The sequence below is a fragment of the Rahnella sp. BCC 1045 genome (genome assembly GCF_019049615.1).
GTDB classification, from domain to species: Bacteria; Pseudomonadota; Gammaproteobacteria; order Enterobacterales; family Enterobacteriaceae; genus Rahnella; species Rahnella contaminans.
This window is the reverse complement of record NZ_JAFMOZ010000088.1, coordinates 1-26,255: the sequence shown is the minus strand read 5'-3', so window position 1 is coordinate 26,255 and position 26,255 is coordinate 1. Positions and strand designations below refer to the sequence as shown.

The window sequence follows — 26,255 nt, the reverse complement described above, 5'->3', positions numbered from 1 at the left end:
GAATTCTAATAATTACCTATTAAAACTATTAGCCTGCCTGCATGAAACTTGTCTTAATGGAATAAGCACGCGGTATAGGGCGATAAGAATCTTTATCTATTCAGAACAACAGACGCTAAATAGAGTAAATTTGATGATATCTCATTCCTATGATGAACTGCTGAGAAGCAAACATCGGCTGGCGATGCTCCTATTCTTTTTTTTAAATAGTGCCACGGCGCTATTTTCGATGGTTTATCCCCCCGACAATGCAGCGGCGACACCCTTCCCGCTGATACTGATTTTTGCACTTTGTTGTGGCGGGTTAATATTTTCTTTTTTCAGTAAGAAAAATTACTCTTCACATCTGAATATGTGTTCTGTGATTGTCGGTCTGTTATGGGCCTGGCAAATAGCATTACGTTTTGAGGAAGTCGGGCAAACAGATAAAAATTATCTGGTGATCAGCTTACTCAGTATATTCTTTATCAGCGCCATCGCTTTGTCAGATAATTTTCTGGCTTTTTGCCTGCATGCAGTACCTTCCACTCTTTGCGTCATCTTCCTGGATGACTTTCAGCACATCGGGCATATCCTGTTCACCGTTATGTTGCCACTGATTGGTTTGTGGCTGCATCACCTGATGCTCAAACGTAGCGACGAATTCACCCGCCGCATGGTGTCGAATCTCTACAGCGAAAGGGAAAAGTTCAGCGATCTCAGTATGCTGGATCCGCTCACCGGCCTGTACAACCGCCGTGGTTTGCAGAACAAGCTGGAAACCCTCTTTAATCAGGCTTCCGGCCATTACGTGATGCTGCTCGATATCGATCACTTCAAAGCCTACAACGACAATTACGGCCACAGCATGGGCGATCAGGCGCTGGTGCGCGTTTCTGCCGCCATTCGTGACGCCGTACGTTCGCGGGATGTGGTCGTTCGTTATGGCGGAGAAGAGTTTCTGGTGCTGATGTCGAACGTGAAGCAGGAACACGCAATCCGGATGGCAGAACGCATTCAGAATAAGGTTCTGGGCCTGAATATCCCGCATTTGTTTAACGCACAGGTCTCGACTCACGTTACCGTCAGCGCCGGGTTAGCTGCGCTGGAAGAGGGCGATTTTATTAGTGCCTTGGGCAACGCTGACGCCTCACTGTATAAAGCCAAAAATAGCGGGCGTAATAAAATATTTTATGCATGGGAAGAGAATAATGAGCGCCACGAAATCGCTGAAGAAAAATTAGCCTGATAATTGCCGGAAAGTAGCATTGATAACAGCGCGCTCATTGTTATTATTTTTGCCAGCGATAATGATGCTGCCGCCCTGTTCGATAATAAAGCGCGCTCATTCATTATCACTGCATAATCATTCAACTTTCGGCCTGATTAATGGTTCAGGCTGAAAGTTAAACAGCTTGTTTACCTTATTGAATGTTACAAAACCCTGTTACCCGCCTGACTGAACGCCCTGCTTAAATACCCCTTCCATTTTGTAAATCCCCACAAAAATAAGATGTATAAAAATAATCCTAATCCCGACGTTGTTTTCTCATCGCCCCCACAGAATATTGCTTTTTCCCGCCAGGTTTTATGTTACAAAACCCGTCTACTTTATTGTTTTAACGCCATTATTTAGCCTGTTTCAAAATTTGTGAACTCTCTCACGCCCACCTTCCGGCGAGTGCCAGAGGCTATTTTCCCGTGGCACTGACCGGAAGGCTCCCTGATCGAACACTTCTTACACTGTTGCCCACCCGCCGTACTGACTTCTGACGGATCAGCATGTTACGGCAGGCTTATTCACCTCATTACCACTCTGTTTCTCTACATAACAAAAGGTCCGGTGTATGAACAGTTCGATAGTTTTAGGGATTATCTGGCATCTGATAGGAGCGGCCAGCGCAGCCTGCTTCTATGCACCTTTCAAGCAAGTGAAAAGCTGGTCCTGGGAGACCATGTGGTCGCTGGGCGGTTTCTTTTCCTGGATTATTTTACCGTGGGCGTTGAGCTACGTACTTCTGCCCGATTTCTGGGCGTATTACGGCTCGTTCAGCTTTGCCACCCTGCTGCCGGTTTTCCTGTTCGGGGCGATGTGGGGCATCGGGAACATCAACTACGGCCTCACGATGCGCTATCTCGGGATGTCGCTGGGGATAGGCATCGCCATCGGGATCACCCTGATTATCGGCACGCTGATGACCCCGGTCCTGCAAGGCAAAATCGGTATGCTGTTCGGTACCGCCGGTGGCCGGTTAACGTTGCTCGGCGTGCTGGTGGCGGTGATTGGCGTGGCGATTGTCAGTTACGCGGGTTATCTGAAAGAGAAAGCGCTGGGGATTCAGGCGGAAGAATTTAACCTGAAAAAAGGGCTGATTCTGGCGGTGATGTGCGGGATTTTCTCCGCCGGGATGTCGTTTGCGATGAGTGCAGCAGTGCCGATGCACGACGCAGCACGCGCACTGGGCATCGACCCGCTCTACGTTGCCCTCCCAAGTTATGTAGTGATCATGGGCGGCGGCGCTCTCGTCAACCTCGGTTTTTGCATCATCCGTCTTGCGACACGAAAAAACCTTTCATTCAGGGCAGACATGTCCGTGGCGAAATCCCTGCTGGTGGCCAATATCCTGTTCTCCATCCTGGGCGGCACCATGTGGTATCTGCAATTCTTCTTTTACGCCTGGGGACACGCGAGCATTCCCATCGAATACGACTACATGAGCTGGATGTTGCACATGAGTTTCTACGTGCTGTGTGGCGGGATCATCGGTCTTGTTCTGAAAGAATGGGCGGGCGTCGGCAGAAAACCGGTTCGCATTCTCTGCCTAGGTGCGCTGGTGATTATTCTGGCTGCCAATATCGTCGGGCTGGGAATGGCACTCTGATTTTTCCACCGTAAACCCTGGCGGCAGAGCGTGCTTTGCCGTTATCAATCCGCCGCAATCAGCGAAAAAGGCTGCGGCGGCGTCTTTTTGGCCTGAGCAATAAACCGCTGCCGGTAATCCCTCGGCGAAACACCGTACGCACGGTTGAACACCACGGAAAAATAATTACTGTCGTCAAAGCCGCATTCGGCGGCCACGTCACCGATCGCCTTGTTGCCATAACGCAGCAAACTCATTGCCCGGCACAACCTGAGCTGGCGCAAATAGTTCATCACGCTTAGCCCGGTGTGTTGCTTGAATAACGCGCGCAGGCTGCGGGGATTCAACTGATGTTGCTGACAAAACGTCTCCAGATGGAACGGTTCGGCAATGCCTGCCCGCAGCGCCATAAGCAATAAATCCAGCTGATGTGCGTCGGGCAACACACCGCTGTCTGGCCGGTGCCGGAAGCGTAGCAAGAGCAGCGCCAGCTGCATCAGCAACGCTTCGCTCAGCTGAACAGACAGCGGCTCGGATTTCATACACTCCTTCGCCAGCTCATCCACTTTATCGCGCAAAACGGACATCCCGAGCGTGCTCAGCCGCCAGTAACGCTGTTCCTGGCTGGCATTTTCTCCCGGCAATAATTGCGCCCAGTCGGCTTCCAGCCGGAAACGTTCACGGCAAAACAGCACATTATCGAGCGCCAGTTCATTGGCCGATTCATAGCTGTGCCGGTCTCTGGCGTTGATGTAAAACAGGTCGCCGCAGGTAATGGGATAGGGAATATCGTTCCAGATATGCATGCCGTTGCCACGCCAGACGATCACCAGTTCATCGAAATCGTGGTCATGGGTGGGGAAATCCGCCTGCGGATGGCGCTCTTCTACCACCACCGAGTTCATCCCGGTCAGAAAGAGGTCATTTTTATTGAGTCTTAAAGACATAGCAGCAATCCCATACCCGTTTGACGGCAAGATAAACGAGGCGGCTCAGGCAAAAACCTGAGCGCACGAGAGGCACCGCTTAACGTAGCTGATCACGCATGAGTTTTGGCGACACCGAAAATTCCCGACGGAACTGCGTCGAGAAATGGTTACTGTCACTGAACCCGCAGGCATAAGCGATATCCGTAATGCTCTGATCGCTGTGATGTAAACGACGGCGGGCTTCCAGCAGGCGCAGGCGGTTGAGATACCGCTGCGGCGTCATGCCGGTGTAATGCTTCATCTGCCGGTGCAGCGTGCGCAGCGCCAGCGAAAAACGTTCTGCGGCCTCGGTCCAGTTAACGTCCTCACTGTAATGTGACTGGAGCCATTGCAAAAGTTGGTTAACCTTGTTTTCCGAGGTATCTCGCAATTGTGGCTGAAAACAGTCCTGATAAAGCAGGATCAGCAACTGTAAAAACAGGCTTTCGCGCGTGGCGATGTGTTCCATTTCTACACTGGCGGGCAGCGCTTCCAGCTGCGCGATACAGTTCAGAACCTGATGCAACACGCACGGGCTGAGCTGCCAGTGGATCTGCGACTGATAGTGATGCTCCTGTGGCAGAAAATGGCCGACATCCTGAATAAAGCGAAACGCTTTTGGCGAACGGAAAAGCACATTGGTCAGCCGCAGGTTATCCACATTTTCAAACAAATGATGATCGCTGGCGCGGACAAAACACACCGTTCCGGCAGTCAGGGTATACGGATTGTCATTAAAGATGTGCACGCCCGATCCGCTTTCCACCAGCATAATCTCGTGGAAATCGTGGTAATGCTCCGGGAAAACGTCTTGCGGCAGACGCCGCTCAACCGTCACAGTCAGCTCAGGTGCCGCAAAATAATCATCACCCTTCAGTAACGTCATTTATCGCCTCCGGTTCAGGAAATCATGATGCTTCGGAAAACAACCCTACCCTGCGCGTGCCGTTCTTGCCTTCAAACGGCGGCGTGAAAAACGTCATAAACGGTCAGATTTTTAAGATTCACCCCTTCACGCAACAGATCTGCGGCCAAGATCACAGTCGCCCTCCCCGCCCGCATCCCCGTTTGCAAAACCTCGCCAGCGCCAGCTTTCGGCTGATCTGTGATCTGCCTCGCATCTACCTTTTTAATGCTGCCATCCCGTCAAAACCGATGGCAATCACCGGAAGGTGACCCCGCAACGCCTCCCCTACACTGGCCGCATATTCAATAAGGAATGGCCGCTATGAGAACTCACCATCTTGCCGCTATTGACCTCGGCGCTTCCAGCGGCCGGGTAATGCTGGCGACGTTTACCCGCCACGATGCAGACCCGGCAGCAACGCTGACGCTGAAAGAAATTCACCGTTTTCCCAATAACCTGATGCACGTAGACGGTCACGAAACCTGGGATCTTGATGCGCTTGAAAAGCACATTCTCGAGGGGCTGAACCGCCTGGATGCGTCGGGCATTCAGCTCGACGGTATCGGCATTGATACCTGGGGTGTGGATTATGTCCTGATCGACGAATACGGCCAGCGTGTAGGGTTGCCCGTTTCCTACCGCGACAACCGCACCGAAGGCGTCATGGCGCGGATGGAGCAACAGCTGAGCCGCGAAGCGATTTACCAGAAAACTGGCATCCAGTTTATGCCGTTTAATACGCTCTATCAGTTGCGTGCACTGAGCGAACAGCATCCTGAGGTCGTAGAAAAAGCCGCGCATCTGCTGATGATCCCGGATTATTTCCTTTACCGTCTTACCGGCAAGCTGAATCAGGAATACACCAACGCCAGCACCACGCAGATGCTGAATATTTCCACCGGCGACTGGGATGAAGATCTGCTGAAACTGGCAGGCGTACCGCGTCAATGGCTGACAAAACCGAGCCAGCCCGGCCATTCTCCCGGCCTGTGGCACAGCCCGCGCGGCCGCAGCGTACCCGTTTTCAGTGTCGCCACGCATGACACCGCCAGCGCAGTCGTGGCCGCGCCGCTCACCGGCACGCACAGCGCCTATATCAGTTCCGGCACCTGGTCGCTGATGGGCATCGAAAGCCCGAAAGCGTTCAATCACGCCGGCGCGATGCACGACAATGTCACTAATGAAGGCGGCATCAACGGCAGCTACCGCGTACTGAGCAATATTATGGGGTTATGGCTGTTCCAGCGCGTCTGCCGCGAACTGAATATTCAGGACCTGCCTTCATTAATTACGCTGGCCAAAAACGTCCCGCCGTTCACCTATCTGATTAACCCGAACGAAGACCGCTTTATCAATCCGCCGTCAATGGTCGATGCCATCCGCGAAGCCTGCGGACAGGCGGGAGAACCGGTTCCGGTCTCACCGGCTGAACTGGCACGCTGTATTTTCGACAGTCTTGCCATGTTGTACCGGCAGGTGGCCGTTCAGCTGGCGAAGCTGCAAGGCGAGCCGCTTCGCGACATTCACATTGTCGGCGGTGGCAGCCAGAACCAGTTCCTGAACCAGCTTTGCGCAGACACCTGTCAGGTAAACGTCAGCGCCGGGCCGGTTGAAGCCTCCACGCTTGGCAATATCGGCTGCCAGCTGATGGCCCTTGATGCCGTAAAAGATGCCGCTGAATTTCGTCGCATTGTCGCCACGAATTTCGAACAACGCCACTACCTCCCCCGTATTCACGAGGATTTCCCAATTCACTGGCGCCGTTTTCAGGCGCTCTGTCACGCCAATGAGGAGCTCGCAGTATGACTTCATCTATCGATCACGCATGGACGCTAGCCAAAGAACGTTTTGCCCAGCTGGGCATTGATGCCGAAGCCGCAATCAAACAACTCGATTCCCTGCCGGTTTCCATTCATTGCTGGCAGGGGGATGACGTCGCGGGTTTTGAAAATCCAGAAGGCGGGCTGACCGGCGGTATTCAGGCGACCGGCAATTACCCCGGCAAAGCGCGGAATGCACAACAGCTGCGGGCAGATTTAGAACTGGCGATCTCAATGATCCCCGGCCCTAATCGCCTGAATCTGCATGCTATTTATCTGGAATCCGATAATCCGGTTCCGCGCAATGAAATCGAACCGAAGCATTTCACCGGCTGGGTCGACTGGGCGAAGAAAAACAAACTGGGTCTGGACTTTAACCCGTCCTGTTTTTCGCATCCGATGAGCGCGGACGGCTTCACGCTCTCCAGCGCCAATCCGGAAATCCGCCAGTTCTGGATTGAACATTGTCAGGCCAGCCGTCGCGTTTCCGCCTCCTTTGGTCGCGCGCTGGGCACGCCTTCCGTCATGAATATCTGGGTTCCGGACGGCATGAAAGATGTCACCGTGGATCGTCTGGCACCGCGCCAGCGCCTGATGAGTGCGCTCGACGAAGTGATTGCCGAGAAGTTTGATATCACCGAACACATCGACGCCGTCGAAAGCAAACTTTTCGGCATCGGCTCTGAAAGCTACACCGTCGGCTCCAACGAATTCTATCTGGGCTACGCCGCCAGCCGCGGCACCGCGCTGTGCCTCGATGCAGGGCATTTCCATCCGACCGAAGTGATCTCCGACAAAATCTCGGCCGCCATGTTGTATGTGCCGCGCCTGCTGCTGCACGTCAGCCGTCCGGTGCGCTGGGACAGCGACCACGTCGTGCTGCTGGATGACGAAACGCAGGCCATCGCCAGCGAAATCGTGCGCCATAACCTGTTCAACCGCGTGCATATCGGGCTGGATTTCTTCGACGCTTCCATCAACCGCATCGCCGCCTGGGTTATTGGCACCCGCAACATGAAAAAAGCCTTGCTGAAAGCGCTGCTGGAACCGACCGACCTGCTGAAAAAACTGGAAGTCGAAGGCGATTACACCGGCCGCCTGGCCCTGCTGGAAGAACAAAAATCGCTGCCGTGGCAGGCCGTCTGGGACATGTATTGCCAGCGTCACGACGTGCCGGTCGGCGCTCAGTGGCTGGATACCGTTCGTCATTACGAAACCAGCGTGCTGGCAAAACGCTGATTATCGAAGAATTTATGGCTGAAAAGCATTCACCTTATTCGCAGGAAAGAACTGATGAAAACATTATTTAGCGCGTGGTTTGTACAGGGCATGGTCAAAGCGACCACCGATATGTGGCTGAAAGGCTGGGACGAGCGCAACGGCGGCAACGTCAGTATGCGTCTGCTACCGGAAGATGTGGCACCGTACAAAAATGATTTTTACGCCCAGCCGCGTCAGGTTGAACTGACCCAGCACGCGCCGGATCTGGCTAACGAATATTTCATTGTGACCGGCTCCGGCAAATTCTTCCGCAATGTGCAGCTCGCCCCTGCCGAAGCGCTGACGGTGATTCAGCTCGATGACAAAGGCGCCAGCTACAAAATCCTGTGGGGCCTGACCGCGGGCGGCCTGCCGACGTCTGAACTGGCATCGCATCTGCAATCACACGCCGTGCGTAAACGCGTCACGAACGGGCAAGATCGCGTGATCATGCACTGCCACGCGACAAATCTTATTGCGCTGACTTATGTGCTGGAACCCGACAGCGCGAAAATCACCCGCAAGCTGTGGGAATGCAGCACCGAATGTCTGGTGGTCTTCCCCGACGGCGTGGGCATTGTGCCGTGGATGGTCCCGGGCACCGACGGCATCGGCGCAGCCACTTCCGACCGGATGCAACATCACAGCCTGGTGCTGTGGGCCTTCCACGGGATCTTCGGCTGCGGCCCGACGCTTGATGACGCCTTTGGTCTGATCGACACCGCGGAAAAATCAGCGGAAATACTGGTGAAAGTGATTTCAATGGGTGGGATGAAACAGACGATCCAAACCGACGAGCTGATTGCGCTAGCTAAACGTTTTGACGTCACACCTTTTGAGGCCGCTTTAAAAGCCTGAACCGGCCATTAAGGCTCCCACTTATTAAAAACCCGGCACAGGAACGACGGAAAGTTTCCTGTCGCCGGGACCGGCGCAGATCAGGAGCCGCGCGGTCAGGATATTGATTTTAAATAAAATATGAGAGGGAATTTTATGAGTTTCATGCTTGCTCTTCCAAAAATCAGCCTCCACGGCCAGGGCGCGATCAGCGATATGGTTGCGATGCTGGCGATAAAACAACCGGGCAAAGCGCTGATCGTCACTGACGGTCAGCTGGTCGAGTTAGGTCTGCTCGATGGCCTGTTCTCCGCACTGAAAGCCGCCGGGCTGCCGTATGCGTTATACGGCGGCGTGGTGCCTAATCCGACTTCCGCACACGTTGACGAAGGTTTCCGTCAGTATCAGGAAAATCATTGCGATTATCTGATTGGTTTCGGCGGCGGCAGCCCGATTGATACCGCAAAAGGCATCAAAATTCTGACAGCCAATCCGGGGCCGGTGACGATTTATTCCGGCGTCGGCAAAGTGACGAAACCGGGCGTATTTCTGGTGGCGGTCAACACCACGGCCGGTACCGCTGCGGAACTGACCAGTAATGCGGTGATCATCGACAGCCAGCGTCAGGTAAAAGAAGTCATTATCGATGCGAATCTGATCCCGGATATCGCGGTGGACGATCCGTCGATTATGCTGAAGATCCCCGCAGACGTTACCGCAGCCACCGGTATGGACGCCCTGACGCACGCCATCGAAGCCTATGTTTCTGTCGGCGCGCATCCGCTGACCGATCCGACGGCGCTGGCGGCGATCTCGACCATTACCCGTTGGCTGCCAGAAGCGGTGGATCATGGCGATAATATTGAAGCGCGCGAGAAAATGGCGCAGGGACAATATCTGGCCGGGATGGCGTTTAACAGCGCCGGGCTGGGATTAGTGCATGCGCTGGCGCATCAGCCGGGCGCGACGCACAACCTGCCGCACGGCGTCTGTAATGCCATTCTGCTGCCGGTTGTGGAAGAATTTAACCGTGCTTACGCCCCGCATCGTTTTGCCGATATCGCACGCGCCATGGGCGTGAATACGCAGGGCATCAGCGAAACGCAGGCCAGCATTGCGGCGATTAAAGCGATCCGTGATTTGTCGGCGAGAGTGGGAATTCCATCAGGATTCAGAGCATTAGGCGTAGTCGAAGCCGACATTGAAGGCTGGCTCGACAAAGCGCTGGCTGACCCTTGCGCACCGTGCAACCCGGGAACCGCTACGCGCGAAGAAGTGCGCGAGCTTTACATGAAAGCGATGTGACTTCTTTTCTCCTCCCCCTTTGCAGGGGAGGGAGAAAACCAAACCAGGAGAATTCGAATGATCCGTAAATCCTTCGTTATGCAGGTCAACCCGAATGCGCATGCGGAATATCAGCGGCGGCATACACCGATCTGGCCGGAACTGGCGGAGACCCTGAAAGCACACGGCGCGCACCACTACAGCATTTTTCTCGATGAAAAACGTAACCTGCTGTTCGGGTATGTGGAGATTGAATCAGAAGAAAGATGGAACGCCGTGGCGAAGACGGAAATCTGCCAGCAATGGTGGAAGCATATGGCAGACGTGATGCCTGCCAATGCCGATAACAGCCCGATCAGCAGCGATCTTAAGCCGGTCTTTTACCTCGATTAACCCGCTGTTCCCCGCTTTTTCCCTGCGCGGCAGACTGACCGTTTTTCCCCTGAGCCGGTCTGGCCGCTGCCGGTTTTTTCCCTGCACGGAATTCGGTGGATTTACCTTTTCCGGTCGCCGGATTTTGCGCTTTGGATCCGGTGAAACGCGTCGCGGCCGGTTTGTCTTTCCCGGAACGTGATGGCGTAAATTTCGGATCAAAGCCGTCCGGAGGCACCAGGCAATCCGGGCGGATGCCGATAAGGCGGCGCATACCCATCGCCGTCAGCGCTTCGCGGATCACCGGCCAGTTCACCGGATCGTGATAACGCAGCAACGCTTTATGCAAGCGACGCTGACGATCGCCTTTCGGCACCACCACGTCCTCACTTTTGTAATCCACTTTCCCGAGCGGATTTTTGCCGCTGTAATACATGGTGGTCGCGCTGGCGAGCGGTGACGGATAGAAGTTCTGCACCTGATCCAGCCGGAAGCGGTTCTTCTTAAGCCACAGCGCCAGATTGATCATATCTTCCGTTCGCGTCCCCGGATGGGCAGAGATGAAATACGGGATCAGATACTGCTCTTTTCCGGCCTGTTTGGAATAGCTGTCGAACAGCTCTTTGAACCGGTAATAACTGCCCATTCCCGGTTTCATCATTTTCGACAACGGCCCGGTTTCGGTGTGCTCCGGCGCAATTTTCAGATAACCGCCGACGTGATGTTCGGCCAGCTCTTTGATATAACGCGGATCTTCCACCGCCAGGTCATAACGCACGCCGGAGGCGATCAGGATTTTCTTGATGCCTTTCAGGCTGCGCGTGCGGCGGTATAGATTGATGGTCGGCTCATGGTTGGTGTCCATGTGCGTACAGATTTCAGGATAAACGCAGGATGCGCGTCGGCAGCTTTGTTCCGCTTTTGGCGACTGGCAGCGCAGCATATACATGTTTGCCGTCGGGCCACCGAGATCAGAAATCACGCCGGTAAAGCCGGGCACGCTGTCGCGGATCTCTTCGATTTCGCGCACGATCGACTCTTCCGAACGGCTCTGAATGATCCGCCCTTCATGTTCAGTGATCGAGCAAAACGCGCAACCGCCGTAGCAACCACGCATGATGTTGATCGAAAAACGGATCATGTCATACGCCGGGATCGTGGATTTGCCGTAAGAAGGATGCGGCACGCGCTGGAAAGGCAGGCCAAACACTTCGTCCATTTCTTCCGTGGACAGCGGGATCGCCGGAGGATTAATCCACACATAGCGATCGCCGTGTTTTTGCATCAGCGCCCGCGCACAACCCGGATTAGTTTCGTGGTGCAAAATACGCGAGGTATGGGCGTACAGCACTTTGTCGCCCTTCACTTTTTCGAACGACGGCAGCAGAACGTAGGTTTTCTCCCACGGCTTCGGCTTTGGCGCACGAACGGTAATCGGCTGCGGCGCATCCGGCGCAGGAAGTTCCCCTTCGGAGCAGGGTAAATCCTCGCCGTACGGGTTCATGATCGGCTCAATTTTGCCGGGCTTATCGAGCCGCGTGGAATCCACCCCGCTCCAGCCAATCAGCGCAGTTTTGCGCATCACTGCGGTATTTCGCACGTCGTGAATATCTGCAATCGACTCGCCCGCCGCCAGCCGGTGCGCCACTTCCACCAGAGGTCGCTCGCCGTTGCCATAAATCAGCATGTCAGCTTTGGAATCCACCAGCACTGAACGGCGCACGGTATCGGACCAGTAATCGTAATGCGCGATACGCCGCAAACTGGCTTCAATACCGCCGAGTAAAACCGGCACATCGCTGTAGGCTTCTTTGCAGCGCTGCGTGTACACCAGCGTTGCGCGGTCGGGGCGTTTGCCGCCGACATTGCCCGGCGTGTAAGCATCGTCATGGCGCAATTTCCGGTCAGCGGTGTAACGGTTGATCATCGAATCCATATTTCCGGCGGTCACGCCGTAAAACAGGTTCGGCTTCCCGAGCCGCATAAAATCGTCTTTATTGGTCCAGTCCGGCTGCGCGATGATCCCCACGCGGAACCCCTGCGCTTCCAGCATGCGGCCGATGATCGCCATCCCGAAACTCGGGTGATCGACATACGCATCGCCGGTCACCACGATCACATCGCAACTGTCCCAGCCAAGTTCATCCATTTCTGCCCGTGTCATCGGGAAAAACGGCGCTGTACCGTAGCATTCGGCCCAGTAGCGCGGGTAAGAAAACAATGTGCGATCGGGTTGGATCAGGCTGATTGGCATTAGGAGGTTCTTCGTTCGACGGCAAATAATTGGCCGCAAATTATACGGGGGCTAAAATTTCGACGGGCGGGCAAATCACTCAGATTTGATTTAGATCAGTTTTTGTTTTGTGTACGAAATAAGGCCTGCGGGGATCAGGAGATCCTGACGGGTAAAATGATCACGCTTGCCATTCAGCGATAACTGATGGGAATTCACCCCTGGCGAACCCAGTTTGTAGCTGTAAGCCCTGTCAAAAGCCGGAGCAAGTTTCCATTGAAAATCTTCATTCAAAATAAAACCGAAGTTCTTTGTGTGGTCATCATGATTTCGGGCGACGATGTTAAATACCCTCCGGCGATACAACTCTAAAGGATCACTTTTGCTCTGACGCAGCACCCGCATGAGTGAGAACAATTGCTCGTAGCTGTCTGCTTATAATCCGCATGGTCCATTGCGCAAAGCGACTGATAATGAATTTTACGGTTGCCGTCCCTGTCGAAGCGTTTCGTCATAAAATTAGTCGAGTTTATTTTGATAAGGGATACCTAAAAGACCCTATAAAAAAGGCCTGCTGGTTTCCCCGCAGGCCTTTTGTTTTTATGACTTCTCAACGCAATGACAACGTTATTTCTTCGCCAGTGCCTCGAACACTTTTTCGACGGCGACCGCGCCCGGATCTTTCACGCCTTTCAGGCTGTTGCTGTTGAGATATGAAGAACGACCGGCATTGGCTTTTTTCATGCTGGCGGTGTCTTTTGCACCTTTGGCCGCAGCTTTGGCAGCGCCCTTCAGCGCCTCTTTTTTGCCTAATGCTTCCAGCGCAGGTTGCAGCGCGTCGATCATCGTGCGATCGCCGAGATCGGCGCCGCCATAATGTTTCATCCGCTCCAGGCCAAACAGCAGCGCTTTCGGCAGCTTCTCGCCTTCCGCCACCTTTTTGCCCGCCGCCGTGAAGAAGATCGACATCAGTACACCGCTGGATCCCCCCATCACGACGGCCAGACGATCGCCGACGACGCCGAGGAGATCGGCCACATTATTCATCGGCAGTTTTTTTCCTTTGTTCTGTTTCTGAATATCCCGCGCACCGCTGGCAAACGTTGAACCGGTATCGCCGTCGCCGACTTTGGCATCCAGCTTGTTCAGTTCATCTTCGAGGTCAGAAAGCGTCTGCGTGATGGTTTCGACAATTTTGCCGACCGCCGCATTAGACGAGGCTTTCGCGACTTTCTTCTCGCTGATCTTCTTACCTTTTTTGGTCGCCAGTTTTTCCAGTTTCACCAGCGGCTGCCAGCCGGACGCTTCAACTTCTGCCAGCAATGCTTCTTCGATGCCGCCTTTGAGCGCAATCACCGAGAGTGAGAAACCTTTCATATCCAGCGCGCTGACCAGCGACGCCGGGCCAATCAGATAACGGATTGAACCGCCGAGCGCGGAATGCACCAGTTCTTTAGTCAGCTGATTCATCTCCAGCGGCGAAACGCCACCGAGGTTGTTGACCAGCACGGCCAGTTTGTCGCTTTTCTTCACATGTTCCTGAAGTTTTCCGACCAGCGTATCAATCACTTTTTTGCTGTTCTGGGTTTTCATGGTCGATACGCCCGGTTCGCCGTGAATGCCCAAACCCAGCTCAACGTGGCCGGACTCAATGCGCTGTTCTTCTTCATCTTCCCCGCCGCCGGGCAGGTTACAACCGGCTGCCGCCACGCCGATACTGGCCGTCGCATCAATAGCCTGTTGGGCAATTTTGGTCACTTCTTTCAGGGATTTGCCCTGTTCGGCCGCATAACCGGCAATCTTGTGAACCAGCGCCGTGCCCGCAATGCCACGCGGCTGTTTGTTATCCGGCAGGGAAATGTCATCAGACACCATCACCAGTTCGACGTTGTATCCCAGGCCTTTGGCTTTTTCTGCCGCAAGGCCAAAGTTGAGACGGTCGCCAGTGTAGTTTTTGACAATCAGCAGGCAGCCCGATTTCCCGGTCACCGCAACAATGGCGTTGAGCACCGCGTCAACGCTCGGCGATGCAAACACTTCGCCACACACTGCCGCCGTCAGCATCCCTTTACCGACAAAACCGACGTGCGCCGGTTCATGTCCGGAACCGCCACCGGAAATCAGCGCGACTTTTTTCTTATCCCAGTCGCGCCGCACGACCACGCGGATTGCAGGATCAATGTCCAGCTTCGCCAGATTTTTGTAGGGAGAGGTCAGGATCACCCCTTCGATCACATCGTTAATCAGAGTTTTGCGGTCATTCATAAAAAATTTAGACATGCAGAGCTTTTCCTTTTAACTGTTTTCCAGGTGTGGAGAGGTAATGAAAAAGTATAGATAACCAAAAACATAACACAGGGAAAATGCGCGAAGGGAGCGGGAAAGGCGGTTTCCCGCCTTTTCAGAAATGAGGTAAAAAGAGGATTAATTACAGGCTAAAACTTTAATCGCCAGACCACCTGTGGACGTTTCACGATACTTCGAGTTCATGTCTTTGCCGGTTTCGTACATGGTTTCGATGACTTTATCGAGGCAAACGCGCGGCTCACTGGTACGGCGAAGCGCCATGCGCGAGGCGTTAACGGCTTTCACCGCTGAAATCGCATTTCGTTCAATGCACGGCACCTGAACCTGTCCGGCCAGCGGATCGCAGGTCAGCCCGAGATGGTGCTCCATCGCGATTTCTGCCGCCATAAAGACCTGCGCGGTGCTGCCACCCAGAAGCTCGGTCAGACCCGCCGCCGCCATGGAACAGGCCACGCCGACTTCGCCCTGACAACCGACTTCAGCACCGGAAATCGACGCATTCATTTTGAACAGAATGCCGACGGCACCCGACGCGAGGAAGAAACGGCTGTAGGAATCGGGACTGATCGGGCGGATAAACTGATCGTAATACGTCAGAACGGCCGGAATAATCCCGCACGCGCCGTTGGTCGGCGCAGTCACTACACGGCCACCTGCAGCATTTTCTTCATTCACCGCCATGGCGTACATGTTGATCCAGTCAACGACGCCCATCGGATCGACGTTATTTTTATCCTGCGTGACCAGAATGCGACGCAGAGCCGCTGCACGACGGTTGATTTTCATCGGACCGGGCAATAACCCTTCTGTATGAATTCCGCGGGTGATCCCTTCACTCATCACATTCCAGATGGCAGCAAAGTGATCGCTGATTTCGTTACGGGTATGCCCCGCCAGTTCGTTTTTCAGCATCAGCGCCGACAACGACAGGCCGGTTTCCGTGCAATGTTTTTGCAGATCGCTGGCCGAACGGAACGGGTACGGACGCACGACAGGGTTTTCGTCCTGTACGCCAAATTTGCTGGCTTCGACAATAAAACCGCCGCCAATAGAATAGTAGGTCCGGGTATACAGCAGCTCATCGCCATTAAAAGCGCTGATGGACATGCCATTTTCATGCAAGGGCAAATTGCTGGTGTGGAAATTCATGCCGGAACCGGCCGGGAAATCCACTTCTTTCGCTCCTTTGCCCAGCATCAGACGACCGGAAGTTTCCACCTGGTGTATAAAACCGGGGATCGCATCGATATCAACGTCATCCGGCATGTTGCCGGCCAGCCCCATAATGATAGCCAGATCAGTATGATGACCTTTACCGGTCAAAGATAAAGATCCGTAAACATCCACAGCAACGCGGGTTGTCTGGTCAATATGGCCTGAAGAGATAAGTTCATCAGTGAATATTTTCCCGGCTTTCATCGGGCCGACAGTATGCGAACTGGAAGGACCAATACCAATTTTGAAAATATCGAAGACGCTGATCACGATAGACTCCATGTCTGAATAGGATTAAGGAATAAATAAAGATGACGGTGGATAAAACCGAAGCAGTGAGCGGAATAACACCCGCTCACCGGATATTACGATTGAATGAATTAATCCATCAGACTAAATACAATGGCAGACATGGCAATCAACCCCATAATAACCACGAACGCATTACTGATATGACCGCTGTATTTTTTCATCGCGGGTACTTTGCGAATGGCATACATCGGCATCAGGAATAACAGCATCGCAATAATCGGGCCACCCAGCGTTTCAATCATTCCTAAAATACTTGGGTTCAGCGTTGCGACTAACCAGGTGGTTAATAACATGAAGATACCGGTATAACGGTTCAGCGCTGGCAGAGGAATTGTTTTTCCTTTGCTGCGCAGAGATTTAATCACCATACCGTTAAAACCTTCACGCGCGCCCAGATAATGACCGAGGAAAGATTTAGTAATCGCAATAAAGGCAATAAATGGCGCGATATAAGCAATCACCGGGTTAGAGAAATGGTTAGCTAAATAAGACAGAATTGAAACGTTCTGTGCTTTTGCTTCCATCAGGTTTTCCGGAGACAGACTCAGGACGCAGCTGAAGACGAAGAACATCACCGTCAGCACCATCATAATGTGGCTAAATGCCAGAATACGGGAGCATTTTTTCTCAGCATCTTCGCCGTACTCTTTACGTTTTGCGACAGCAAAAGAAGAGATGATCGGGGAATGGTTGAAGGAGAACACCATCACCGGAATGACCAGCCAGAGCGTCATCAACATGCCATGACCCACACCGTTACCGGACAGAGACACGTTTTCAAATACCGACGTATTCCAGTTAGGAATAAGGTACAGCGCCAGCGCCATCAGCACGGCAACAAACGGGAAGACCAGAATGCTCATCGCTTTCACGATCATTTCCTGCCCGAAATGTACCAGCGTCATTAAGCCGAGGATCAGAACCAATGACAGCAACGCACGCGGTGGCGCATTCATGTGCATCTGGTGAGTAATAAAACTCTCAACCGTATTGGTAATGGCCACGCTGTAAACTAAAAGGATGGGATAAATCGCGAAGAAATAAAGCAGGGTAATTAACTTACCGGCTGAAATACCGAAATGCTCTTCAACAACTTCCGTAATATCTTCGCCCGCATTCTTACCGGATAATACAAAGCGTGTTAATCCACGGTGAGCAAAGAAAGTCATTGGGAAGGCAAGAATTGCCATGATGATTAACGGAATTAAACCGCCAATCCCTGCATTAATAGGAAGAAATAGAACACCTGCACCAATTGCCGTTCCGTAGAGGCCTAACATCCACATGGTGTCAGTTTTACGCCAGGAACTTACCGATTTTTTAGACAGCGTCCCGATTGTTGTATTATCCATGATTCCTCAGTACCTAATTATAAAAATAATTCCGTTTTCCCCAGGAATGGTTGATGTTTTTTTACTGCACCCGTCATCAAAAAAACCACCCTGACGGATAAAACATACCATTAATGCGGGCATGATACCTATCAGCAGCATAAAAATCTGGGGAACAACCTGGCTTTGAGATCATGATCACGAATAACTAAATATTTCCGCCTGATATTCCTTTAAATTCAAAATCATTAACATTTCCTGCAATTTAAATTCATCAATTAGTGATTCCGATAACATTTATTTTTTGTCATATTTTGTTATCCACGTGACTATTATTTAAATAACGGTTGAATTGCCAGCAAAGTGTATTATTTATCGCCGTTTCTGGCCGCCCTGAACTGACTAAAAAACAAACAACTTTCGCATCCAAATCATTACCCCTGCTTCAGGAAGCGCCATTTGCCTGCCTTGTGTAAAAATTTCGAAACAAAGCAGGCGGCGTAACAAGTTGAAAAATTTCTTACTGACGCTTTCAGAACTCATGCCGATAAAGTTATTCTTATTCCGGAGAAATAATTTCAACCGGAAGAAAACGCTGAGCGACTCAATGGGAAAAGCCCGAACTCTTTTTTGCCTGTCAGTGAAGACTCATTCCCGCCGTTTTTTGAAGGCTGTGTATGGCTTTGCGCTGCTGACATTGCTTCTGGCCGTTCCGCTGGCGCCCGGTGTGGCAGAAACCGGTGATGCGGCCACGAACGCCACCGTCGCGCAGACGGTCAACGGCATTCTCAGCTATTCGCGCTGGCCTGACGGCACCACCTCCTCGGCGCTGACGCTGTGCATCATTCCGCCGGTAAAATATGCCGCGCAATTAACGCCGGACGGCAGCGCATTTTCCGGCAGATCCCTTAAGGTTTTAACCCTTCCGATAGACAGCCCGCTGCTAACGTCGGAGTGCAACGCCATTTATTCCGGCAGTACAACCGCCGCACAACAGACAGATTTACACCAGCGCCTGGAAGGGCATTCGATTTTGACCATTGGCGAGCAGGATGATGCCTGCGCATTACTGAACGCATTTTGTCTGGTGATTACAGCTCAGCACACCGGTTTTAAATTGAATCTGGATACGCTGTCCCGCAGCGGCGTACGGGTTAATCCCGCCGTATTACAACTTGCCAGGGAAAAGGAGTGACCATGGAAAATAAAATTCCTGTTCCTGACACAGAACAGCAGAGCCCGCGCACGACGTTAAGCGCAGCCCTGAACAGAATCCATGTGATTGTTATTGTGACGGCGATTGGTCTGGCAGGCTTTTTACTCACCCTGCTGGCCCTGATCGCTTTGCGTTCGCATGCCCAAAGCAACCTCGAGCTGACGGCGCGCGCGATTGGCTACACCACGGAAGCGGCGCTGGTCTTTAACGATCCGGCGGCCGCACACGACTCGCTGGAGTTCATCGCCAAACGCGGTGATTTTACGCAGGCAAAAATCCTGACGCCTGCCGGTGCGACATTCACGGAGTGGCAGCGCCCGATTAACACCAACTGGGACAAGCTCGGCCAGTTCGTCGGGCACCTCGCGTTCCCGGAGCCGATTACCACGCAGGTGATCCACTCTGGTTCCGTCATTGGCACCATCTGGCTCGCCGGTAACGGCACCAGCCTGATTGGTTTCCTGCTGGAAACCGTGCTTAGCCTGCTGGGTTGTCTGGTGCTGACGGCGCTGGTCGCGCTGTATTTTTCGCGCCGGATGCAGAAAGGGATTGTCAATGCGCTGGGCCATATTACGCACGTTACGCACGAAGTGAGCGCTAACCGCTCTTTTAATCTGCGCGTACCCTCTGCCCCGATTGTCGAGCTCCATACGCTGAGCCAGGACTTCAACAGCCTGCTGACCGAGCTGGAAGCCTGGGAAAACCACATGCGCAACGAAAACAGTTCGCTGACGCAAAAAGCGTTGCACGATGGATTGACGGGTCTGCATAATCGCGCGTTCTTTATTGATACCCTAAATCAGTGCTTCAACCCGATGCGTCCGCCTCTGTCGCTGGCTCTGCTGTTTATTGATGTCGATAACTTTAAAGAGATCAATGACACGCTGGGGCATGCCGCCGGGGACCGTGTGCTGATGGTGATCGGCGAACGGCTGGCAAAAACGCTGCGTCAGGGCGATGTGCTGGCGCGTCTGGGGGGCGATGAGTTTGCTATCCTGCTCGATCCGATGATTTCCACGGCGGAAGCCGTGGCCTTCGCCGAGCGGATTGTCGACATCATGAAAACACCGGTGATCCTGCTCAATAACAAGACACTGGATGTTTCCCTGAGTATCGGTATTGCGTTGTCGCCTTCGCAGGCGAACAGCGCGAAAGAACTGCTCGAAAAAGCCGACGAAGCGATGTATCGCTCGAAAAAGATATCCGGCAGTTGCTGGCATGTTTCTTCAGGAATGCCGCTTCCTGTCGTGATGAAAGACTAAAAGGAGTTAACACACATGCATAATAACAATCGTTTCAAAACCTGGTGCCGGTATGCCGGAATGGCACTTTGCATTATTTTCCTGGCGGCCTGCCAGGCCAAACCGGTGACCGGATTAACCCCGGAACAAATCGCTGTTCTGCAAAAAAATGGCTTCACCCAAACGGATGCCGGCTGGGAACTGGGCCTGGATGCCAAAGTTCTGTTTGGCAATAATCAGGACAAACTTTCCGCTGAAAGTAAGCAGTCGGTGGAAAAGCTGGCGGGCGAACTTTTGCACGTAGGCCTGAACAAAGTGAACCTCGACGGCCATACCGATAACTACGGCGACGCCAGCTACAACAACGACCTGTCGCTGCGCCGCGCTAATACCGTTGCCGCCGCCTTTGCCGACGCCGGAATGCCGCGCGCCAATATCCATACCCGTGGATTAGGACAGAGCCAGCCCGTTGCCAGTAATAAAACACAGGCCGGGCGCGCGCAGAACCGCCGGGTTTCTGTGATTATCGTGGTGTAATTTAGAGTAATCCCACCAGATGCAGCGCGGCCTTGCAGTTATCCGTACGTCGCCAGGCCAGCGCTATCTGCGTGGTTAATGTCTGCCCTGCCAGGGGCAGACAGCGTACGTGAGTCTCATCAATTTTACTGAGCGACGCCGGAACCAGCGCATAACCAAATCCTGTTGCCACCATACTCAGCGACGACGTAATTTGCGGACATTGCTGCCCGTAGCGCGGCGTAAAACCGGCCTCTTCACACGCCTGCGTCACCGCGTCGTACAACCCCGGCGATAAATCCCGCGGAAAAGTGATCAGCGTATCGTGGCGCAGCGCCGCCAGACGCACCTCTTTCTCCTGGCTGAGCGGATGCTTTTTCGGCAGCGCCACCATCATTTCTTCGATATCCAGCACCTTAAAACTGAAGTCTTTACTGCGTTCGCAAGGCAGGCGGATAAACGCCGCGTCCAGCGCGCCCTCACCCATTGCAGTCATCAGCCCCGCCATATCCTTTTCCTGTGGCTCAAGCACGATGCCCGGATATTTATCCCGGAACCGATGCAGCAGCGCAAAAACCTGCGGGTTAAAAGCCGTGGATGTGGCGAAGCCGATACGCAATGTCCCGTTCATTCCGCGCGCCACAGCACGGGTACGTTCAAGGGCGGCATCGGTGAGTTTGATGATCGTCTGAGCGTCGTCGTAGAGCACTTTTCCGGCTTCGGTCAGCTCGACGCCACGGGTCAGGCGCTTGAGTAAAGGGGTTCCGATTTCATGTTCGAGCCGCTGGATTTGCTGGCTCAATGGAGGCTGGGAAATCCCCAGTTGTTCGGCAGCACGGGTGAAGTGGCCCGTCTCTGCTACCGCGACAAAATAGCGCAGATGACGAAGTTCCATATCAAAAACGTCTCAAAGTGAACACCTCGTCATATTGGAACTTCTGGCTGAATCGCGTCAACCTTTAATCAGATAAGTTAATCATTCGACCGGAGCTTCCTGCATGAAAACCCATTCTGATTCCTGTTCCTGCGTTGCCGAACTCGCCCGCACCGCCTCGGCGTTTACCCAGAGACATCCCGACCGCGTGTTGTACCAGTCATCCCTGATGAGTGCCCTGCTTAGCGGCGTCTACGAGGGCGAAACCACCATGGCCGACCTGCTGGAACACGGCGATTTTGGCCTCGGCACCTTTAACCATCTCGACGGAGAACTGATTGCTTTTAACAGCAATATCTTCCAGTTGCGTGGCGACGGCAGCGCACGACGCGCCCTGCCCGAACAAAAAACCCCGTTTGCGGTGATGACATTCTTTAATCCTACGAATGAATACCTGATTGAAAAACCGCATACCCGCGAGCAGATCCACGCGGTGATTGACCGCGCCGTGGCCAGCCAGAACACCTTCTGTGCGCTGCGCATTGACGGTGAATTCAGCCGGGTGGAGACGCGCACCGTGCCGGAACAAAAGCGCCCGTATAAACCGATGCTGGAAGCCATCGAGGCCCAGCCAACCTTTCACATCGAGCACAGCCAGGGCGTGCTGATTGGTTTTCTGACCCCGGCGTATATGCAGGGCATCAATGTGGCGGGCTATCACGAACACTTTATTAATCAGGAACGCAGCAGCGGCGGCCACGTTCTGGATTATCAGGTTGAGAGCGGCGTGCTCACGTTCGGCACCGTTGAAAAGCTGCTGATCGACTTCCCGCAGGACAGCGATTTCCTGCATGCCGATTTAAATCCCGATGATTTAAACGATGCGATTCAGTCCGTTGAGAGTTAACAGCCCGCAGGTAAAAGGAAAACACCATGAAAAACTCAGACCCTAAAATCGAATGGAAATGCGGCGCAGATCTGGTGGTCGCACAGCTTGAAGCGCAGGGCGTAAAACACGTCTTCGGCATTCCCGGCGCAAAAATCGACCGCGTATTTGATTCCCTGATCGACTCCACCATTACCACTATTCCGGTGCGCCACGAAGCCAACGCCGCCTTTATGGCCGGTGCCGTCGGCCGCCTGACCGGCAAAGCGGGCGTCGCGCTGGTGACATCCGGCCCCGGCTGCTCCAACCTCATCACCGGCGTCGCCACGGCGACATCAGAAGGCGATCCGCTGGTCGCTCTCGGTGGCGCGGTAAAACGTGCCGACCACGTAAAACAAGTTCACCAGACGATGGATACCGTCGCGATGTTCCGCCCGGTAACCAAATATTCTGCGGAAGTGACCTCGTCTTCCGCGCTGGCCGAAGTGATGGCAAACGGCTTTCGCGCCGCCGAATTCGGGCGTCCGGGCGCAGCGTTCATCAGCCTGCCGATGGACATCGTCAACGAACCCGCCAGCGGCAAACTGCTGACATCACAACCGCCCGTTCTGGGCAGCGCGCCGCACGACGCCATTTTGCAGGTCGCGCGTCTGTTAAAACAGGCCAAAAACCCGGTTCTGCTGCTCGGCCTGATGGCCAGCCAGCCGCGTAATGCGGCGGCAATCCGACGTCTGCTGCATAAAAGCGATTTGCCGGTCACCAGCACCTATCAGGCCGCCGGTGTTATCGACCAGGCGTCGTTCCACCGGTTCGCCGGGCGCGTGGGTTTATTCAATAATCAGGCCGGTGACCGCCTGCTGCGCAATGCCGATTTAGTGATCACCATCGGCTACAGCCCGGTCGAGTACGAACCGGCGCAGTGGAATAACGAGAATGCCGAACTGGTGCATATCGACGTGATGCCCGCCGAAACGGACAGCGAATACCTGCCGGATGTCGAACTGGTGGGCGACATCGCCGATACGCTCGATCTGCTGACCGAACAAATCCAGCAGCATTTCGTGCTGAGCACCTCGTCCATCGCGATTCTGGAAGACCGCCGCCAGCAACGCGAGCTGCTGGATCAGAAAGGCCGGAGCCTGAATCAGTTCGCCATCCACCCCCTGCGGCTGGTGCGCGCGATGCAGGACATCGTTAATAGCGACGTCACGTTATGCGTCGATATGGGCAGTTTTCACATCTGGATCGCCCGTTACCTTTACAGCTTCCGCGCACGTCAGGTGCTGATTTCCAACGGCCAGCAAACCATGGGCGTCGCACTGCCGTGGGCAATTGGCGCAGCGCTGGTCGATCCCAGCCGCAAAGTGGTGTCCGTTTCCGGCGACGGCGGCTTTATGCAATCGAGCATGGAACTGGAAACCGCCGTCCGGCTGGGCGTGAATTTGCTGCACATCATCTGGGTGGATGAGGCGTACAACATGGTCGCCATCCAGGAGGAGAAAAAATACCAGCGCACCTCCGGCATCCAGTTCGGCCCGATCGATTTCAAAGCCTACGCCGACGCGTTCGGCGCCAAAGGTTTCGCCGTCACCTCCGCAGAAACCCTGGAAAGCACCCTCCGCGCCGCGATGGACGTACAAGGCCCCGCCGTCGTCGCCGTCCCGGTGGACTACGGTGACAATGCGTTGCTGATGGGACAACTGGAGATGGGGGCGATGTTTTAGGGGGAAGATTTCAGAAAACTGTCGAGGAAGAGAATTCGATACGGACGGAAGAAGCATCGTGAATCCATGCATCAAAACCAGACAACATGAAATTCACCATATGGGGAGGAATGCTCCTGAGGCTGCACTCCCAGAATATGGCGACTCTGTAATTTTCAGCGAACAATTGAGTTATGCATTCTTCATCTCTCTGCTTTGAAAGCATAATTTTATTGAGCCAGAATTCAGGTCGCGTGGCTGGCAGCCGGAAATACTTACAGTCTTCATGACCATGCCAGAAACAGCCATGAACGAAGATGACCACACCATACTCAGGCAACACGAGATCAGGAGTTCCGGGCAATTCTTTAACGTTCAGAAGTGGCGAATAGCCCCGCTTCCGGAGAAGGAACAGAAGTTTCTTCTCCGGCTTAGTGCCGCGATTTTTAATCGCGGCCATGTTTTTGCTGCGGGTAGCTTTGGTGTGGACGTCTGTCATAGATTAGTTAGTTCGTATCTTTAAGCTGCTCAGCTTTACCTATTGCCGAAAGTAACCTTTCGCAAACAGCCCGGATCACAGGAACAGATACTGAGTTACCAAATTGCTTATATGCCTGTCCGTCAGAGACGGCATCTACAATAAACTCTTCAGGAAAACCCTGTAATCGGGCACATTCACGAGGAGTCAGTTTACGAGGTCGCTTACCAACGTTACTCTGATCGATGAGAATTTCACTGCCATCTTTGTAATAACGAGCGCTAAGGGTGCTGGTATATTCGCTATTCTCATTGAAAAGAGAATATCCAAAACCGTTGCCCTTCGCTTTGTGTTCCAATTTTCGACGCTGATGTCCATCCCATAGTTTTTCGGAAATAGTATATTTTTCATTTAGATATTCAACGGGCTCAAGAATATCGCCAAGCTTAGTTGCATTTCCTGACGCTTCAGGCCATGAAAATAGATCGTTAAAATCAACAGAGCCACTAAAATAATCTCTGTCAAAACCAACGATAAAAATTCTCTCTCTGTTCTGAGGGACACCAAAGTCAGCTGCACGAAGAACTTTGTAGAATACCTGATAATTTAATTTTTCAGATAATGCGATTCTTGCATCATCACTCAAAGGCACAGATTCAGGAATTTCATGTTCATTGCTTCCTTCAAGAATTTCTAAAATAGTTTTAAGTGTCCTGCCTTTATCATGTCCTCTAAGTTGTTTCACATTTTCAAGCATAAAAGCCTTAGGCCTTCTTTTGGCGAGGATTCTCTGGATTTCGAAAAACATAGTGCCACGGGTGTCGCTAAATCCTTTTTTAAGTCCTGCTTGTGAAAACGCCTGGCATGGGAAGCCACCAAGTAAAATATCATGCTCAGGTATATCGTCACTGCTGATCTTAGTGATATCACCTGAAGGTAATTCACCATAGTTAGCAGCGTATGTTTTCTGAGCAAACTTATCCCACTCTGACGAGAACACACATTTTCCTCCAGCTTCCTGATAAGGCATTCGTATGCCGCCGATACCAGCAAATAAATCAATGAAAGTGAACTGATGTTCTGAAAGAGATTCATGCTTAAAAGGAGCGTTTTGGGAGTGTATTTTCATAGTATTTTCAACATCCAAAATAGATTTCCACTTTGCATCCGTTGGAGAATGCTCTCCTTCTTCCCAACCGCGGATGGTTCTTTCACCTGACTCGGGCATTCCTAATAAAATTGCAAAATCTGTCCTGCCAAGTCCGAGGCTTTCTCTAAGCTTTCTGATATATTGAGGTTTTGGTTCAGATGATTGCGTCATACTTGTATAATCTTATCCGGTTTTAGTCCCGGTGATGCTATCACTGTATATTAGATCAGGCAAGGTGATTACGTGTTAAAAGATCTTAGCTCGCTAATAGTTGAATGCAGACATAACTTTGATAAGCTCGCTTCTAAAGGTGATATTCTGATTGACGCTGAGTTAAAAGAGACTCTTTTAGCAGCGTTGGAACTAATTGAACCCAAATCTCAGTGGCAGATAAGAGACTATTCAATCTTAGTAATCAATGAGAACGGCTTACGAGCAGAACTGCCTTCATCATGGCTGTGGTATGGATTAGCTTTTTGTGATTTCTCTCAATCCCTAGAAGAAT

Annotated in this window: 23 protein-coding genes; 13 read left to right on the top strand and 10 right to left on the bottom strand. The window is 52.8% G+C overall.

Annotation, left to right across the window (positions count from 1 at the left end):
* Window positions 1-133 precede the first annotated feature (133 nt).
* Together J1782_RS02735 and rhaT are read left to right on the top strand one after the other, a co-directional pair.
* Window positions 134-1,228: a GGDEF domain-containing protein gene (locus J1782_RS02735; protein ID WP_165058931.1), complete on the top strand. Its 1,095-nt coding sequence runs from the start codon at window positions 134-136 to the stop codon at window positions 1,226-1,228.
* Window positions 1,229-1,826: 598 nt separating this feature from the next.
* On the top strand, window positions 1,827-2,861 hold the full coding sequence (rhaT, locus tag J1782_RS02730) for an L-rhamnose/proton symporter RhaT (RefSeq protein ID WP_217152326.1): 1,035 nt from the start codon (window positions 1,827-1,829) through the stop codon (window positions 2,859-2,861).
* Between the two features lie 44 nt (window positions 2,862-2,905).
* Here the strand turns inward: rhaT and rhaR are convergent, their stop codons facing one another.
* Together rhaR and rhaS are read right to left on the bottom strand one after the other, a co-directional pair.
* Window positions 2,906-3,787 (bottom strand): HTH-type transcriptional activator RhaR, encoded by an 882-nt coding sequence (gene rhaR, locus J1782_RS02725; protein WP_152325219.1) that lies wholly within the window; start codon window positions 3,785-3,787, stop codon window positions 2,906-2,908.
* Between the two features lie 79 nt (window positions 3,788-3,866).
* A complete protein-coding gene (gene rhaS, locus J1782_RS02720) occupies window positions 3,867-4,694 on the bottom strand; it encodes an HTH-type transcriptional activator RhaS (protein WP_152325220.1) in 828 nt (275 codons plus the stop codon).
* A 342-nt stretch (window positions 4,695-5,036) separates the two neighbouring features.
* Here rhaS and rhaB point away from each other — a divergent pair, with 342 nt between their 5' ends.
* The 5 genes from rhaB to rhaM all read left to right on the top strand — a co-directional run bounded on the left by rhaB (window position 5,037) and on the right by rhaM (window position 10,309).
* Window positions 5,037-6,521: a rhamnulokinase gene (gene rhaB / locus J1782_RS02715; protein WP_152325221.1), complete on the top strand. Its 1,485-nt coding sequence runs from the start codon at window positions 5,037-5,039 to the stop codon at window positions 6,519-6,521.
* On the top strand, window positions 6,518-7,774 hold the full coding sequence (locus J1782_RS02710; protein WP_152325222.1) for an L-rhamnose isomerase: 1,257 nt from the start codon (window positions 6,518-6,520) through the stop codon (window positions 7,772-7,774). The genes rhaB and J1782_RS02710 overlap by 4 nt, the downstream gene beginning before the upstream one ends.
* A gap of 54 nt (window positions 7,775-7,828) precedes the next feature.
* Window positions 7,829-8,653, top strand: a complete 825-nt coding sequence (gene rhaD / locus J1782_RS02705) for a rhamnulose-1-phosphate aldolase (protein WP_165058925.1) — start codon at window positions 7,829-7,831, stop codon at window positions 8,651-8,653.
* A gap of 135 nt (window positions 8,654-8,788) precedes the next feature.
* Entirely contained in the window at window positions 8,789-9,937 is a 1,149-nt protein-coding gene (gene fucO, locus J1782_RS02700; RefSeq protein ID WP_217152325.1) for a lactaldehyde reductase, read from the top strand.
* A 57-nt stretch (window positions 9,938-9,994) separates the two neighbouring features.
* Entirely contained in the window at window positions 9,995-10,309 is a 315-nt protein-coding gene (gene rhaM / locus J1782_RS02695) for an L-rhamnose mutarotase (RefSeq protein WP_152325225.1), read from the top strand.
* Here rhaM and J1782_RS02690 read toward each other — a convergent pair.
* From J1782_RS02690 to J1782_RS02670, 5 genes are all read right to left on the bottom strand, one after another.
* Entirely contained in the window at window positions 10,284-12,542 is a 2,259-nt protein-coding gene (locus tag J1782_RS02690) for a YgiQ family radical SAM protein (protein WP_165058919.1), read from the bottom strand. The two genes, rhaM and J1782_RS02690, sit on opposite strands and share 26 nt — an antisense overlap.
* 90 nt (window positions 12,543-12,632) lie before the next feature.
* The gene (locus J1782_RS02685; protein ID WP_371819735.1) at window positions 12,633-12,938 is read right to left on the bottom strand and encodes a HipA domain-containing protein; all 306 of its coding nucleotides are present in this window, start codon (window positions 12,936-12,938) and stop codon (window positions 12,633-12,635) included.
* A gap of 210 nt (window positions 12,939-13,148) precedes the next feature.
* Window positions 13,149-14,801 (bottom strand): dihydroxyacetone kinase subunit DhaK, encoded by a 1,653-nt coding sequence (locus tag J1782_RS02680; protein ID WP_217152323.1) that lies wholly within the window; start codon window positions 14,799-14,801, stop codon window positions 13,149-13,151.
* Window positions 14,802-14,945: 144 nt separating this feature from the next.
* The gene (locus J1782_RS02675; protein ID WP_165058915.1) at window positions 14,946-16,313 is read right to left on the bottom strand and encodes an L-serine ammonia-lyase; all 1,368 of its coding nucleotides are present in this window, start codon (window positions 16,311-16,313) and stop codon (window positions 14,946-14,948) included.
* 110 nt (window positions 16,314-16,423) lie between these two features.
* Window positions 16,424-17,707 (bottom strand): HAAAP family serine/threonine permease, encoded by a 1,284-nt coding sequence (locus tag J1782_RS02670; RefSeq protein WP_152325229.1) that lies wholly within the window; start codon window positions 17,705-17,707, stop codon window positions 16,424-16,426.
* A 652-nt stretch (window positions 17,708-18,359) separates the two neighbouring features.
* Here J1782_RS02670 and J1782_RS02665 point away from each other — a divergent pair.
* From J1782_RS02665 to J1782_RS02655, 3 genes are read left to right on the top strand one after another with little or no spacing between them, the layout of a single operon-like run.
* Window positions 18,360-18,881, top strand: a complete 522-nt coding sequence (locus J1782_RS02665) for a YfiR family protein (protein ID WP_259229635.1) — start codon at window positions 18,360-18,362, stop codon at window positions 18,879-18,881.
* Between the two features lie 2 nt (window positions 18,882-18,883).
* Complete coding sequence (locus tag J1782_RS02660; protein ID WP_152325230.1) at window positions 18,884-20,164, top strand: diguanylate cyclase domain-containing protein; 1,281 nt, start codon at window positions 18,884-18,886, stop codon at window positions 20,162-20,164.
* Between the two features lie 15 nt (window positions 20,165-20,179).
* Window positions 20,180-20,680: an OmpA family protein gene (locus J1782_RS02655; RefSeq protein ID WP_208951925.1), complete on the top strand. Its 501-nt coding sequence runs from the start codon at window positions 20,180-20,182 to the stop codon at window positions 20,678-20,680.
* A gap of 1 nt (window position 20,681) precedes the next feature.
* Here the strand turns inward: J1782_RS02655 and J1782_RS02650 are convergent, their stop codons facing one another.
* Entirely contained in the window at window positions 20,682-21,554 is an 873-nt protein-coding gene (locus tag J1782_RS02650) for a LysR family transcriptional regulator (protein ID WP_152325232.1), read from the bottom strand.
* A 103-nt stretch (window positions 21,555-21,657) separates the two neighbouring features.
* On the opposite strand from J1782_RS02650, the gene budA reads away from it, so the two are divergent.
* Both budA and alsS read left to right on the top strand, forming a co-directional pair.
* The gene (gene budA, locus J1782_RS02645) at window positions 21,658-22,440 is read left to right on the top strand and encodes an acetolactate decarboxylase (RefSeq protein ID WP_165058910.1); all 783 of its coding nucleotides are present in this window, start codon (window positions 21,658-21,660) and stop codon (window positions 22,438-22,440) included.
* A 26-nt stretch (window positions 22,441-22,466) separates the two neighbouring features.
* A complete protein-coding gene (gene alsS / locus J1782_RS02640; RefSeq protein WP_217152322.1) occupies window positions 22,467-24,143 on the top strand; it encodes an acetolactate synthase AlsS in 1,677 nt (558 codons plus the stop codon).
* Window positions 24,144-24,153: 10 nt separating this feature from the next.
* Here the strand turns inward: alsS and J1782_RS02635 are convergent, their stop codons facing one another.
* Both J1782_RS02635 and dcm read right to left on the bottom strand, forming a co-directional pair.
* Window positions 24,154-24,621 (bottom strand): very short patch repair endonuclease, encoded by a 468-nt coding sequence (locus tag J1782_RS02635; RefSeq protein WP_165058906.1) that lies wholly within the window; start codon window positions 24,619-24,621, stop codon window positions 24,154-24,156.
* A gap of 7 nt (window positions 24,622-24,628) precedes the next feature.
* Complete coding sequence (gene dcm, locus J1782_RS02630) at window positions 24,629-25,921, bottom strand: DNA (cytosine-5-)-methyltransferase (RefSeq protein WP_217152321.1); 1,293 nt, start codon at window positions 25,919-25,921, stop codon at window positions 24,629-24,631.
* 72 nt (window positions 25,922-25,993) lie between these two features.
* Between dcm and J1782_RS02625 the strand changes: the two genes are divergently transcribed.
* Window positions 25,994-26,255, top strand: a 262-nt coding sequence (locus J1782_RS02625) for a hypothetical protein (protein WP_217152320.1), incomplete at its 3' end; no start/stop codon positions are given.